The sequence below is a fragment of the Acidiferrimicrobium sp. IK genome, from assembly GCF_025499425.1.
GTDB lineage: Bacteria > Actinomycetota > Acidimicrobiia > Acidimicrobiales > Palsa-688 > Acidiferrimicrobium.
In genome coordinates, this window is record NZ_JAIMCB010000005.1 from 301,980 (window position 1) to 314,823 (window position 12,844).

12 protein-coding genes and 1 pseudogene are annotated in these 12,844 nt (G+C 72.3%); 3 read left to right on the top strand and 10 right to left on the bottom strand.

Annotated elements, in window-relative coordinates; all coding sequences use genetic code 11:
• Positions 1–19: 19 nt before the first annotated feature.
• The 3 genes from K6U06_RS10845 to K6U06_RS10855 are packed head-to-tail and all read right to left on the bottom strand — an operon-like array spanning position 20 to position 2,242.
• The gene (locus K6U06_RS10845) at positions 20–811 is read right to left on the bottom strand and encodes a methyltransferase domain-containing protein (protein WP_262321941.1); all 792 of its coding nucleotides are present in this window, start codon (positions 809–811) and stop codon (positions 20–22) included.
• Complete coding sequence (locus tag K6U06_RS10850; protein WP_262321942.1) at positions 808–1,509, bottom strand: DUF2064 domain-containing protein; 702 nt, start codon at positions 1,507–1,509, stop codon at positions 808–810. Before K6U06_RS10850 ends, K6U06_RS10845 begins: the two co-directional genes overlap by 4 nt.
• A gap of 16 nt (positions 1,510–1,525) precedes the next feature.
• Complete coding sequence (locus K6U06_RS10855; protein ID WP_262321943.1) at positions 1,526–2,242, bottom strand: glycosyltransferase family 2 protein; 717 nt, start codon at positions 2,240–2,242, stop codon at positions 1,526–1,528.
• Positions 2,243–2,336: 94 nt separating this feature from the next.
• On the opposite strand from K6U06_RS10855, the gene K6U06_RS10860 reads away from it, so the two are divergent.
• Together K6U06_RS10860 and K6U06_RS10865 are read left to right on the top strand one after the other, a co-directional pair.
• Positions 2,337–3,437 carry an NAD-dependent epimerase/dehydratase family protein gene (locus tag K6U06_RS10860; protein ID WP_262321944.1) on the top strand — a complete coding sequence of 367 codons (1,101 nt, stop codon included), beginning with the start codon at positions 2,337–2,339 and terminating at the stop codon, positions 3,435–3,437.
• A 373-nt stretch (positions 3,438–3,810) separates the two neighbouring features.
• A pseudogene (locus K6U06_RS10865) lies at positions 3,811–4,611 on the top strand (glycosyltransferase 87 family protein); the annotation flags it as partial.
• A gap of 124 nt (positions 4,612–4,735) precedes the next feature.
• Here K6U06_RS10865 and K6U06_RS10870 read toward each other — a convergent pair.
• From K6U06_RS10870 to K6U06_RS10900, 7 genes are all read right to left on the bottom strand, one after another.
• Positions 4,736–5,899, bottom strand: a complete 1,164-nt coding sequence (locus K6U06_RS10870; RefSeq protein ID WP_262321945.1) for a glycosyltransferase family 4 protein — start codon at positions 5,897–5,899, stop codon at positions 4,736–4,738.
• Between the two features lie 402 nt (positions 5,900–6,301).
• Entirely contained in the window at positions 6,302–6,748 is a 447-nt protein-coding gene (locus tag K6U06_RS10875; protein WP_262321946.1) for a hypothetical protein, read from the bottom strand.
• Entirely contained in the window at positions 6,745–7,146 is a 402-nt protein-coding gene (locus K6U06_RS10880) for a hypothetical protein (protein ID WP_262321947.1), read from the bottom strand. Before K6U06_RS10880 ends, K6U06_RS10875 begins: the two co-directional genes overlap by 4 nt.
• Entirely contained in the window at positions 7,128–7,520 is a 393-nt protein-coding gene (locus K6U06_RS10885; protein WP_262321948.1) for a hypothetical protein, read from the bottom strand. The genes K6U06_RS10880 and K6U06_RS10885 overlap by 19 nt, the downstream gene beginning before the upstream one ends.
• Before the next feature lie 439 nt (positions 7,521–7,959).
• On the bottom strand, positions 7,960–8,529 hold the full coding sequence (locus K6U06_RS10890; protein ID WP_262321949.1) for a hypothetical protein: 570 nt from the start codon (positions 8,527–8,529) through the stop codon (positions 7,960–7,962).
• Positions 8,530–8,638: 109 nt separating this feature from the next.
• A complete protein-coding gene (locus K6U06_RS10895) occupies positions 8,639–9,592 on the bottom strand; it encodes a phosphatidylinositol mannoside acyltransferase (RefSeq protein ID WP_262321950.1) in 954 nt (317 codons plus the stop codon).
• A 57-nt stretch (positions 9,593–9,649) separates the two neighbouring features.
• The gene (locus K6U06_RS10900; protein WP_262321951.1) at positions 9,650–10,483 is read right to left on the bottom strand and encodes a CDP-alcohol phosphatidyltransferase family protein; all 834 of its coding nucleotides are present in this window, start codon (positions 10,481–10,483) and stop codon (positions 9,650–9,652) included.
• Between the two features lie 162 nt (positions 10,484–10,645).
• Between K6U06_RS10900 and fusA the strand changes: the two genes are divergently transcribed.
• Positions 10,646–12,703 carry an elongation factor G gene (gene fusA, locus K6U06_RS10905; RefSeq protein ID WP_262321952.1) on the top strand — a complete coding sequence of 686 codons (2,058 nt, stop codon included), beginning with the start codon at positions 10,646–10,648 and terminating at the stop codon, positions 12,701–12,703.
• Positions 12,704–12,844 lie beyond the last annotated feature (141 nt).

Genomic DNA, 12,844 nt, shown 5'->3' on the forward strand with positions numbered 1-12,844 from the left:
GACCGGGCCTGCCGGCACCTCACGCGGCGGCGACGTCCGACGCCAGCATCTCCCGTCGCTCCTTCGGCGACTCCGCCACGTCCGGTTCCAGGACGTCGAGCTCGGCGACCGGCGTCAGGTGAGCGAAGCTGCGGCCCCCCGCCTCTTGCACTCGCAGCACCCCGAAGCCGGCTGCTCGGGCCACCGCGCCGATGTCCTCGGCGGCGACCGTCGCCCACGGGAACCACGGGCTGCGCCAGCCGCACCACTCGATCCGGGCGTCGGTGCTGACGCTGGCGGTCCCGGGTCTGCCCACCTCCGCCAGCACCGAACCTCCGGGGGCCAGCAGCTGGGCGCATCGACCGAGGAGGTCGGAGGGGCGGGCCCCGATGCCGATGTTGCCGTCGAAGAGCAGGACCGTCTGCCACGACCCTTCGAGCGGGAGGGTGTGCCACACGTCGCCGAGCAGCGCCGGCGCGCCACGACGGTGCGCGGCGGCCACCGCGTCGGGCGCCGCGTCGACGCCCACCGCGACAACCCCCCGCTTCACCAGGTGACCGACCAACCGGCCGGGGCCGCAGGCCAAGTCCAGTACCGGGCCGCGCACGCCGGCGAGCACCTCGACCTCCTCCCGGGCCGCGGGGGCGTGCCACCGGGCGGCGCTGAAGGGCAGGTCGTGCCCCCCGCGGGTACGTAGCCGGGCCTCCCCGAGCCGGCGGGCGCCGTCGGCCAAAAGCCCGCTCGCGGCGAAGATCCCCGGGACGGCCTCGGGCGCCGACGGCGACGGGCCGATCCCCGTCGTGGTCCCGCTTTGCACCGCGACGTCGGTCACCGTCCGCTCGCCCCGGCCGCAGACAGCAGGGCGCCGTCCGCGGAAAGGCCGGCGACGACCGACGCCAAGCGGCTGCCGGGCAGGTCGGCGGCGACCGCGACGAGGTCCTCGGCGGTGTCGATGTCGCGCAGCGCGCCGAGCGTGGCGACCTCCCAGCCGAGGGCCTCCAGCCGCCGGGCCTGCAGCCACCCGGTGCGGGGGGTGCTCATCGGGACACCGGCGAACGCCCCCGGCACCGGGTGAGGCAAGCCGATCGCCCACCAGCCACCGTCGAGAGCGGGCCCTAGCAGCGCCTTCGGTCGGCCGGCGGCCTCCGCGTCGGCGGAGCGTGCCGGTCCCCGGCCGATGCCGGGGCCGCCGGCCGCCGCGTCGACGTCCGCCATGGCCGCGTCGAGCACGCCGGCGGTCACCTGCGGGGTGTCCATCCCGATCTGCACCCCGGCGCCGCCCGCGTGCTCCCAGGCCGCGGCCAGGCGGGCCGCGAACCCTGACCCGGATTGGGGGATCACTTCGAACCCCTCGGGCAGCCACGGTCCCGGGCGGCCGTCGAGGGCCAGCACCCTCCGGTCGGCACCCGACGCTGCCACCGCGTCGAGGGTGTCGGCCAGGGCCGCCTCGGCGACCGCGGCCGCCTCGTTGGGGGTCAGCGGCGGGCACAGACGGGTCTTGACCCGCCCGGGCGCGGGTTCCTTGGCCATGACGAGGACGTGCAAGCTAGGAGGCCGAACCGAGCGAGCCGCGGGCGGTGATGTCGGCGTCGAGCAGGAGGCGGCCCATGTCGAGGACCGCCCCGGCGGTACCCCGGACGGTTCCGGTGACCTTCGACCGGCCGACCCGGGGCCGGTATGAGACGGGTGTCTCGGCGATCCTCCAGCCGGCGCCGGCGGCCAGCGCGGCCATTTCGAGGGGCCACCCGGAGCGGCGATCGCGGAGTCCGAGCCCGATCAGCGCGTCGCGTCGGGCGGCTCGCATCGGGCCGAGGTCGCCGAGGCGCAGCCCGGTGCGGGCCCGCAGCATCGCCACCACCGCCCGGTTGGCGAAGCGCACGTGGGGGGGCCACGCGTCGCGCCCGCCGACGCGTCGTCCGAGCACCAGGTCCGCGTGCCCGGCGAGCACCGGGCCGGCGACCAGGGGCAGTTCGCCGGGATCGAAGCTGCCGTCGGCGTCCATGAAGCAGACCACCCCGTCCGCCGGCCGGGAGGCGAGCAGCCCGCTCCAGCACGCCGCCCCGAAACCACGCGTCGGTTCGCTGACCACCTCGGCGCCCAACCCGGCCGCGACCGCGGCCGAGCCGTCAGTCGAGCCGTTGTCGACTACGACCGGCCGGTAGCCGGGCGGCAGGGCGGCGAGGAGGCCCGGGAGGGCCCCCGCTTCGTCCAGCACCGGAAGGATCACGTCGGGCACCAAAGGGTTGTACCCGAGGTCGAACATTCAGATCGTTACGGAAGCCTTAAACCGCAGCGGACCGGGCGACCGAAGGCGTTTTCGACACATGGGACGGCTCCGCAGCGGGGATCATGGTCCGGTGCCCTCCTCCAGTCCCGACCTCGCCTCGCCGCGCCCCGATGCCCCCGGGTCCGGGCCGGTGCTGGTGACCGGCGGCAACGGGTTCATCGGGTCGCACATCGTCGAGGCCCTCGCGGCGGGCGGGACTGCGGTCAGAGTCGTCGATCGCAGCCCGACGTGGCCGGGACCGGGGTCGGCGCCCGCCGGCGTGGAGACCATCGTCGGCGACCTCAACGACCCGGCGGTCGCCGCGGCCGCGGTCGACGGTGTCAGCGCCGTGTGCCACCAAGCGGCCCGCGTCGGCCTGGGAGTGGACTTCGGTGATGCGGGCGGCTACGTCGCGGACAACGACGGCGCCACCGCCTCGCTGCTCGACGCCTTGTGGCGCCGCGGCTTTGGTGGCCGGTTCGTCCTGGCCGGCTCGATGGTCGTCTACGGCGAAGGGCGCTACGACTGCGCCGTCCACGGTCCGGTGCCGGCCGGGCCGCGCCTGGCCGCCGACCTGGCCGCCGGGCTGTTCGATCCCCGCTGCCCCCGCGCGGGGTGCGGGGAGCGGCTGCGGTGGGCCGCGGTGGAAGAGAGCGCCGCCCCCGACCCCCGCAACGTGTATGCCGCCACCAAGCTGCACCAAGAACACCTGTGCCTGCTGTGGGGCCGCGAGGCGACGGCCACGGTCGTCTCGCTTCGCTACCACAACGTGTACGGGCCTCGCCTCCCTCGCGACACGCCCTACGCGGGGGTGGCCGCGTTGTTCCGCTCGGCGCTGGTCGCCGGGCGGGCGCCGAGGGTGTTCGAGGACGGCGGCCAGACCCGCGACTTCGTGCACGTCCGCGACGTCGCCCGGGCCAACGTCGCCGCGCTGCGCGCCGAGTCGCCGCCGCCGGGCGCCTACAACATCGCGTCCGGCACGCCCCGCACCGTCGGCGACCTGGCCTGGACCCTGGCCGGCGCCATCGAGCCGGACCTGGCTCCGCTGGTCACCGGCGAGTGGCGCCTCGGGGACGTCCGCCACATCGTCGCGTCGCCCGAGCGGGCCGCCCGCCACCTCGGGTTCCGGGCCGCGATCAGCTTCGAGGACGGCATCCGCGAGCTGGCCGCCGAGCAGACCGAAGCCGGCTGAGGTGCCGGCGATCCGGGCGTTGACCCGCAGACCTGCCGCCGCGTGGGGGTTCGGCCTGGCCGTCACCGCCGCGGCCGGCACCGCCCTGGCCGCCTTGCAGGCCACCGGCGGCCCGATCCTGGCCCGCCGCTGGGAGCTGCTCGTCTTGCTGGCGGTGTGGGCCGCGGTGTGGTTGCTCGGCCTGGTCTGCGTCGCCCGCCTGCCCCGGGGGCGGCCTGTCGTAGCCGCCATCTTGCTGGCCGGGATCGCGATCCGCGTCGCGTCGATGGCCGGGCCGCCCACCCTCTCCGACGATCTGTACCGCTACAGCTGGGACGCCCAAGCCCAGCTGCACGGCATCGACCCGTACCGCTACGCCCCCGACTCCGTCGAGATGCAGAGTCTGCGGGGTCCGTGGCTGTGGCCGGACGCCGCGGGGTGCGCTGCTTTGCACCGCCCGGCCGGCTGCACGAGGATCAACCGTCCCGCGGTGCGGACCATCTACCCGCCGGTCGCCGAGGCGTGGTTCAGCGGGCTGTACGCCGTCGCCGGCGGGATGGGCTCGAAGCACAAGGTGTGGCAGGGCGGGGGTTTGCTGACCGAGATGGCCGTCATGGCGCTGCTCGTGATGGTCCTCTCCCGCACCGGACGCGACCCCCGGTGGGTGGCCCTTTACGCCATGTGCCCGCTGCCGGCGGTGGAGCTGGTCAACAACGGGCACGTCGACGGGCTGGGCATCGCTTTGCTGCTCGGAGCGGTGCTGGTGCTGGCCCGGCCGCCCGGCGCGCCCGGCGCGCCCCGCCCGCAATGGCAGGCGTGGGCGGCCGGTGCCCTGGTGGGCGGGGCGGCGCTGGTCAAGCTGTACCCGGCGGTGATGATCGTGCCGGTCGTGGCCGCCGCCGGCCTCTCCAGGCGGGACCGGGTCCGGGCGTTCGCTGCCATGGTTGCGGTCGCGGTGATCGGCTACGCGCCGCATGTCGCGGCCGTCGGCGTCAAGGTCCTCGGCTACCTCCCCGGATATCTGAAGGAGGAGCACTACACCGGGATGGCCACCCGCTACCTGCTCCTCGACCGGTTGCACCTCGGGCCGGGCGCCACCGAAGCGCTCATCGCGGTGCTGGTGTTGGCGGCGGCCGGGTGGATCTTGCGCTGGCGGCCCGAACCGGCGGTCGGGGCCGCCGCGCTCATGGGGGTCCTGCTGCTGTGCGCCACCCCGGTGCAGCCGTGGTACGGCATCACCCTTCTGGCCCTGGCGGCGGCCGCCGGCCGTCCGAGCTGGGCGTGGGTGGTCCTCGCCGGCTACCCGTACTTCTTCGCGGTCATCCTGGCTTCGCCGCACGCGGTAGGGATCGGCGAGCTTTCCTTCGCATCAGGAGCCGCGCTGGCGGCGGCGACCGCCGCGGCACGACGATGGACTCGTACAGCTCGAGGTAGCGGGCGGCCAGGCGCCGCATCGAGAACCCGTCCGCCCGTTCCCGCGCCGAGCTGATCATCGCCTCGATGGCCGGGCCGCCTGCCGCGGCGCGGCCGATGGCGTCGGCCAAAGCAGCGGCGTCGCCCGGCGGGACCATCAACGCGTCGACGCCCGGCCGGGCGACCGTGGCGTAACCGACCAGGTCCGACGCGACGACCGCGGCGCCCGCCGCCATCCCCTCTAGCAGCACCACCCCGAAGCTCTCCCCCTCCAGCGACGGAGCGCAGAACACGTCGGCGGCGCGCAGGCGCCCTACCTTCTCGACGTCGTTGATGGTGCCCAGCCACTCGATCCGGTCGTCGCCCTCGGTCAGCCGGCGCAGCCGGGCGGTGTCGGGGCCCTCACCGGCGATGCAGAGGCGGATCTCCGGTCCGAGGCGGGCCATGGCGTCGACGAGGACCGCCAGACCCTTGCGCTGCTCGTGCCGGCCGATGAACAGCACGGTCCGCACGCCGTCGCGCCGGCCGTCGGGCCACGGCGACGCCGCCGCGAAACGGTCGGTGTCGATGCCGTTCCACAGCACCTCGTAGTCCCCCCCCACGACGTCCATGGCGGTCAGGCGGGCCTGGTCGGAGACCGCGGTGCGAATCGCCAGGCGCCCGACCGCGATGCGAGACAGCGGCGCGGTGATCCGGTAGCCGGCGCTCTTGCCTGACCGGTGGAACGTGCCGACCATCGGGGAGTCGCAGAAGATGGTCGCGCTCAGGGTCGGGCCGGGGACCAGCGGCTCGTGGATGTGCACGACGTCGAAGGCCTCGTCGCGAAGGGCCCGGATGACCCGCAGCGTGGCGGGCAGGTCCGGGGCGAGCGGCGCCACCGACCCGTTGGCGGCCAGCGGGATGGAGTTGCCGAGCGGGGTGATGTTGGCGTCGGGGGGCGGACCGTCGCAGGGCCCGAGGACCCGGGCCTCGACGCCGCGGGCTCGAAGGGCGTGGCCGAGACCGAGGACCTGGCCCTGCACCCCGCCGGGCAGCGACAGGCTGTAGGGGCAGACCAGCCCTACGCGCATCAGCGCCCCCGTCCCGCACCGGCGCCCGCCGCCGGACCTAGCGGCAGGCTCACGCCAGGTCGCTCGGCCAGTTGGGGTGCAGCTGCAAAGGGCAGGTCCCCGACCTGCTCCTCAAGTTGCATGCCGTCTGAGCTGCACTTTCACACTCCGGCGAACCTCTCTGGGTCACTCTCAGTCCCTCCTGATCCACGCTCCCGCCTGTCACGGTTGTGTCATCGGCAGCTACGTTCAGAGCGCTGCGCCGAGGGCCGTGTCTCGCCGCGTCGAAACCGAGAGACCAACTCCCACTCGCTGCTTACGTCAGGCGTACCGACTCGAACATGGCGCGCCTGCTCGATGGTTTCGGCGGCCTTGGTGTCCGATTCGGGGTGTAGTTGAACGCTCCAGAGACAGGCGCCGGAGTCAGCCGGAGGCAGGGGCTGCCGACGTGGGAGCGAGGACCACGCTCAGCGGAATGACCATCACGTCCTCTTCCGCAACATCAGTCTGCGTGGCGAAAGTAACCTTGAGTTCATAGGATCCGGCCCTTTGCAGAATGAAGGGAAGCGGTACCACCAAGGGAAGCATTACGGCGGTTTGCCCGTCCCAACCATCCGACGGCGGCTCGGGTTCACCGCGCAGACGGAAGTTGCCAATGGACTCGCCATCGAGGAGGCAAGTCACGTCCAGAGAGAATGACTGGAGCTGCGGTACATCCGCTGGGACAACCGTCGCCATTGCTGCCACCTGCAAGCCCAGCGGGCTTGGGAACCCCGTCCGACCGACCCGAGTGATGCCCGCGCCCAGAAGATTGAGGAGACCATCGTGGAGGGTCGCCGCTTCGCATATGGTGCAGATCGATAACTTCACGCTAGAGAGGCCACGGGGACGGCGCCGAAGGCTGGGCTATCTGCCGTACCGTCCAGTACATTCCCAATCACGGTGATGGCAGTATCGATAACCGGCGGTCGTAGCGATACGGTGACGTGCGCTGTTTCGGGAAGGACCTCGAGATACAAATGCTTGCCTATCCCAGCCACCCGGACGAATCGGCGCGTGCCGTCTTCATCGAAGGCATCGAGAATCTCACCCACTCCCACGTCGCCTCCGCCCACGACCTCATCGAGGTAGGCGCGGAGATATTCTCCGCGCCGCCAGTTGAAGTCGACAGCGATCTCGCGGACGACGTCCTGGGTCGCAGGTTGTCGAGTCCCGGCAAGGAGTGCGCCGGCCACTATGCCAACCGGCATCAGTTCATGAATCGGCATGGGTTCTCCTCGGCAGGTCGAAACGCTGACATGAGCTTGTCTAGCTCACCGGCGGGGTTGATCGTACCTAGATCCACGTCGTGGTGCGATGGCGGGGGCGGAGTGTTGACAACTCGGAAGCCCAGGCGCTCGACCTCATCGAGGTCGGCGACGCGAAGCTTGGCGTTCCGAACCTCGCCGTCGGTAGCCATTCGGCAGAGAAACCCACTCCAGGTCTCCTCGGCGCGCCAGACATCGCAATGGACCGACAGCGCCAGACCGAGGTCATATTCGCGACCGTAGAACTCGTCGTAATCGTCCTGCGCACGACGGATCACTCGCTCAAGGTTGTCCATGATCCCGCCACGCACGATGTAGCGGGTTCCGACCGGCATCGGTGGAGGGTACACAGATTTACTCGTGGCAGCGCGCCGGCCCTCAATGCGTCCGTTGGGCAACGGGACGTAGCGCACGCGGGGGTCTGGCTGGCTTTCCGGGTTCATCGACCAGCGACTACCGCCCTGCTGGGTGTAGCTCGGCAAGAGCGTGCTGCCCTCCGTCGGGGTACCAGCTTGCGTGCCATCAGCCCCGGTGAGGTGCAGTCGTGGGCCCAGCACCGTGCTGGTGCTCTCAGCCCTGCGACCCTTGAGGGGTGTGGTGTTCCACCAGCGGCGCCACACCGCACCGAGCCTGCTCATCGCGCGTGGGCTGTCGGCCGTGGCAGTCGCGCGGCAGCTCGGCCACCCCCCTGCCGTACGCCTGGCCACGATCCCCACCTGTGACACTCCAACGAGGACCGATCCGAGCCCGATCGACGATGCCTTCGGAGTCACCTCACCTGGCCACGCCGAGATCCGCCTGCGCTGACCGCCTCCAGGCCGCGACCGGCGTCCCGAGTTGAGGGCTCAGCCGGGTGAAAGCGGCAGCTGCCTCTGCCGAGCCCTGCTTGCATCGGCAGAGTTCCTGCAATGCCTTATGGAGTGCCTCCACGACTGCAACTCCGGCCGTCTGTGTCTCTCCGCTCCCGTAGAGGAACACACACGTCATCGCCTCCGTCATGGCGACGACCTGCTCCTCGAATCTGCGCTGGGCTCGGAAGAGCGCCACCATGCCAGGCACGTACCCGAGAAATCCGGGTCGGAATGTCATGAGCAGTCCCGCGGCCTGCCAGGCCGAGGCGACTGCCGCCCCGAAGGCCTCGTAACTCACCGCTCGCCGCTCTCGGTTCGCCTCGTCTTTGGCGACCTCGGCCTGTGAGCGGCCGAGCGGCATGACGCCAGCAACGATATCGCCCATAGTCGACGCGAGCATGGTGGCGAGATCGGCTGGGCCGCCGGCTGCAATGAGTCCGAGACCCACGGATGCCCCGGCCACAGGAGCGGCGACTCGCCGGAAGCTCGGCATGGCCTGACTCTACGTGCACGCGGCCCATGGGCCAGCCGTAGCCTCAACGAGATGTGTCATGGCTGTGTCATGCCGACCGTCCACAACGCTGTGACCAGGACCGATACCCTCACGCCAGGTCGCTCGGCCAGTTGGGGTGCATCAGATGCCACTGGGTGGGGTCGCGCCGGACGAGCACCTCCAGCTCCCGGGCCAGCAGCTGGGTCCCGGCGGTGATGTCGTCGCGGAGGCGCCCGGCGGTGCGGGCCAACGGCAGCGGGGGGCGGACGACCGCTAGGTGCCCGGATCCGGCGTCGGTGAAGTACACCGCGGCGGGCAGGACCGGCGCGCCGGTGCGCAGCCCGAGGGTGACCGGCCCCGCCGGCATCCGGGTCCTCTCCCCGAAGAACTCGACCTCGACGCCGAGGGTGTCACCCACCACCCGGTCCGACAGCAGGCACAGCGTCCGGCCTTCCTTCAACGCCCGCAGGCAGGCCGCGGCGGCGTGGGGGCCGTTGGCGATGACGTCCATGCCGAGGCGGCGGCGGAATTCGGTGAACCACTCGAACAGCTCGGGCGGGTCGATCGCCTCGACGACCACGCTGACCGGCGTGCCGGTGTGAGCGAGCCACATGCCGCCCCACTCCCAGCCGCCGAGGTGCGGCAGCGCCAGGATCGCCCCCCGGCCGAGCGCCAGGGCGTCGTAGAGGTGCTGCATGCCCCGGTACGACATCCCCGCGTCGACCTCCGCGGGGGTCAGGCTGGGGAGGCGGAGGCTCTCAGCCCAGTACCGGGCGTAGGAAGCGAACGCCGCGTCGAGCTGCTTGGCCAGGGCCGGGCCGGCCAGGTCCGGGCCCTCCACCCGCCGCAGGTGGCGGGCCATCTGCCGGCGCCGCTGGCGCAGCCCGGAGGTGGCCGGGACCCGGTTAAGGGCGTGCAGCCTCGACGCCACTCCGGGCAGGCGGGCAGCGGCCACGCCGGCCGCCTCGGCGATGCCGCGTCCGACCGCGCCGGGGAGGACCGCGGCCACCGCGCTCCCGGCCTTGAATACCGCCAGTTGCGGGGACCCGATCGCGGCGCGCACCAACCCCTCTGGCCGCCGCAGCGGCCGGGCTCTGTCAGCCAAAGACGCCGGCCGGCCTCAGGGCCGGCGGGAGCCGGAACGGCGCCGGCGGGGCACCCCGTCCGCGGCGCGCGCCGCGGCCCGGGCCTGGCGACGCTCGGCCCAGCGCTGGTTGGCCCCGCTGCGGGCGCTGCCCTGCGCGTACCGCCCTTCGCGGGGCGTCCACCCGTTGGCTTCCCGCCAGGCCCGCCACCGCATCGCCATCGCGGCCTCGCCGGGGTGGCGGGCGCCGCTGCTGGCCCTCGTGACCCGGGGCGGGGGCGGCGGCACGTCCACGCTGGCCTGGCGCCACACCTTCACGAAGCGCTGCACCGCGGTCACCGCGGTGAGCGCCAGCATGACCCACAGCAGCGGGACGAGCAGGAAACTGAAGGCCAGGCCGGCGCAGAGGACCACGATCCGCTCGGCCCGCTCCATCAGGCCGCCCTTGGCGTCGAACTTGAGCGACTCGGCCTTGGCCCGCTCGTAGGAGATCAGCAGCGAGACGCCGAGCACCGCGAACGGGAGCATGAAGGCGTGCCCGTGGTGGTGGTCCTGCAGGTACCAGGCGATCCCGCCGAGGACCAGCGCGTCGGTGACCCGGTCGGACACGGAGTCGAAGAACGCTCCCCGCACGGTGGTCCGTCCCGACGCCTTGGCCAGCGCCCCGTCGAGAAGGTCGGGAAGCGCCGAGCCGATCAGCAGGCCGAGGCCGAGACCCAGGCGCCCGGTCGCGATCGCCCACGCGGTGGGCACGGCCAGCAGCAGCCCAAGGGCCGTCAGGTGGTCCGGCGACAGGCCAGTCCGTCGCAGCGCCTGCCCCAACGGCTTGACGGCGACGTCGACGCCCGAGCGGAACCGTCCGTCGAACAAAGCAGCAACGCTCCTCACACAGTGGGAACCGGGGCATTCGCCACGGTTCCGAGACACTCGCAGGGTACCACCGGTAGCGGGTACGCTCCGCGACGGTCCCCTGGTGAGGGCCCGGGCCGGGGGCCCGGAATGTGTCGAACCGACCGAATAGAGGTGGTCCCAATGCTCGGGTACCCGTCGACCGCGCTGCGCAACGTGGTCCTTGTCGGACACAACGGCTCCGGTAAGACCACGCTCTGTGAGGCCCTTTTGCATCTGTCAGGTACCAAGAGCCGGCCGGGGCGGGTCGAGGACGGGACCACGGTCAGCGACTTCGAACCGGAGGAGCAACGCCGGGGCATGTCGTTGTCCACCGCGCTGGTGCCCGTCGAGTGGCAGGACCACAAGCTCAACATCCTCGACACGCCGGGGACCGCCGACTTCATCGGTGAGACCGCCGCGGCGATGGGCGTCGCCGACCTGGCGGTGTTCGTGGTGAGCGCGGTGGAAGGCGTCGAGGTCCAGACCGAGGCGTTGTGGCGCATGGCCGCCGACGCCGGCCTGCCGCGGATGATCTACGTCAACAAGCTGGACCGTGACCGGGCGTCGTTCGACCGGACGCTGGAGGCCATCCGCTCCACCTTCGGCGCCGGCGTCGCCCCCCTCGAGCTTCCCATCGGCGAGGAGAGCGCCTTCCGGGGCGTCATCGACCTGCTCTCCGACACTGCGGTCACCTACGACGGCACGCCGACGGGCGTGACCGGCCCGGTCCCCGACGACATGGCCGTCAGCGAGCACGCGGTGCACGACGCGCTGGTGGAGGGCATCGTCGTCGCCGACGACGAGCTGATGGAGCGCTACCTCGAGGGCGACGTGCCAAGCGTCGAGCAGCTGGAGAAGACCTTGGCCCACGGTGTCGCCTCCGGGCAGGTGTTCCCGGTGCTGTGCGGGTCGGCGACGGTCCCGGTGGGCGTGGACCGCCTGGCCACCTTGATCTGCGAGATCGGCCCGTCGCCGCTCGACCGCCCCGGCGTCACGGTGACCGGAGGCGACCAGGCCGTCGAGGTCGCCCCCGACCCCGACGGCCCGCCGCTGATGCAGGTCTGGAAGACCGTCGCCGATCGCCACGTCGGGCGGATCTCGCTTTGCAAGGTGCTGTCGGGGACGATCGCCGCCGACGCCACGCTGGTCGACACCCGCACGCACAGCGACGTCCGCGTCCACGCCCCTTTCTCCCTCCGAGGTCACGAGCAGCTGCCGGTCTCCGAGCTGGCCTGCGGCGACCTGGCGGCGCTGGCCAAGCTGACCGACGTCGCCACCGGTGACACGCTCGCCCCCCGGAACATGCCCGTCTCGCTGGTGGCGCCCGAGCCGCCCCGCCCGGTGCTGGCCGTCGGCATCCGACCGAAGACCGCGGGCGACGACGACAAGCTGATGACCGCGCTGCACCGCCTGGCCGAGGAGGACCCGACCGTCGAGGTCCGCCGCGACGACGACACCCACCAGACGCTGCTGGTCGGGATGGGCGAGACCCACCTGGCGGTGGCCGCCGAGAAGCTGGCCCGGAAGTTCGGCGTCGAGATCGAGTTCGACGACGTCGTCGTGCCCTACCGGGAGACGATCGGCGGCTCCGCGCAGGCGGAGGGCAAGTACAAAAAGCAGACCGGCGGCCACGGCCAGTACGGCGTGGCGACCCTGCTCGTCGAGCCCCTGGAGCCCGGCGGCGGGTTCGAGTTCGTGGACCGCATCGTCGGCGGGGCCATCCCGAAGCAGTTCATACCGGCGGTGCAGAAAGGCGTGGAGGAGGCCATGGCGTCGGGCGGCGTCCACGGCCATCCCGTCGTCGACGTGCGCGTCACGTGCCTCGACGGCAAGTACCACCCGGTCGACTCGTCGGAGATGAGCTTCAAGATGGCCGGGGCGATGGCCTTCCGGGAGGCGTTGGAGAAAGCGGGCGCGGTGGTGCTCGAGCCGGTGTCGATGGTCGAGGTCACCGTGCCCGACGCCCTCCTCGGTGAGGTCATGGGCGACCTCAACACCAGGCGGGGCCGGGTGCAGGGCTCGGTTCCCGGGTCCGACGGCCAGACCGTCGTGACCGCCACCGTCCCCGCCGCGGAGCTCACCCGCTACGCCGTGGACCTGCGGTCGCTCAGCGGGGGGAGGGCGTCGTTCACCGCCAGTCACGACCACTACGACCGGCTGCCGGCGCACCTCTGGGAGCGGGTCAAGGTGAGCGCCTAGCCGGCGGGTCCGCCGGCCCTGCCGGGATCGGCGCGCCTGCCGGGATCGGCGCCTCCCAAATCGCGCCTGGCGCGGTTTGGGTCATATACAGCACCAAACCGCGCCTGGGACGCGTCGAGCGACGCAAGCAGAGCGCAGCGG

Coding starts and splice junctions, on each gene's coding strand:
- fusA (WP_262321952.1), top strand. CDS start 10,646: ATGCTCGGGTACCCGTCGACCGCGCTGCGCAACGTGGTCCTTGTCGGA.
- K6U06_RS10855 (WP_262321943.1), bottom strand. CDS start 2,242: ATGTTCGACCTCGGGTACAACCCTTTGGTGCCCGACGTGATCCTTCCG.
- K6U06_RS10850 (WP_262321942.1), bottom strand. CDS start 1,509: ATGGCCAAGGAACCCGCGCCCGGGCGGGTCAAGACCCGTCTGTGCCCG.
- K6U06_RS10870 (WP_262321945.1), bottom strand. CDS start 5,899: ATGCGCGTAGGGCTGGTCTGCCCCTACAGCCTGTCGCTGCCCGGCGGG.
- K6U06_RS10890 (WP_262321949.1), bottom strand. CDS start 8,529: ATGCCGAGCTTCCGGCGAGTCGCCGCTCCTGTGGCCGGGGCATCCGTG.
- K6U06_RS10885 (WP_262321948.1), bottom strand. CDS start 7,520: ATGCCGGTCGGAACCCGCTACATCGTGCGTGGCGGGATCATGGACAAC.
- K6U06_RS10880 (WP_262321947.1), bottom strand. CDS start 7,146: ATGCCGATTCATGAACTGATGCCGGTTGGCATAGTGGCCGGCGCACTC.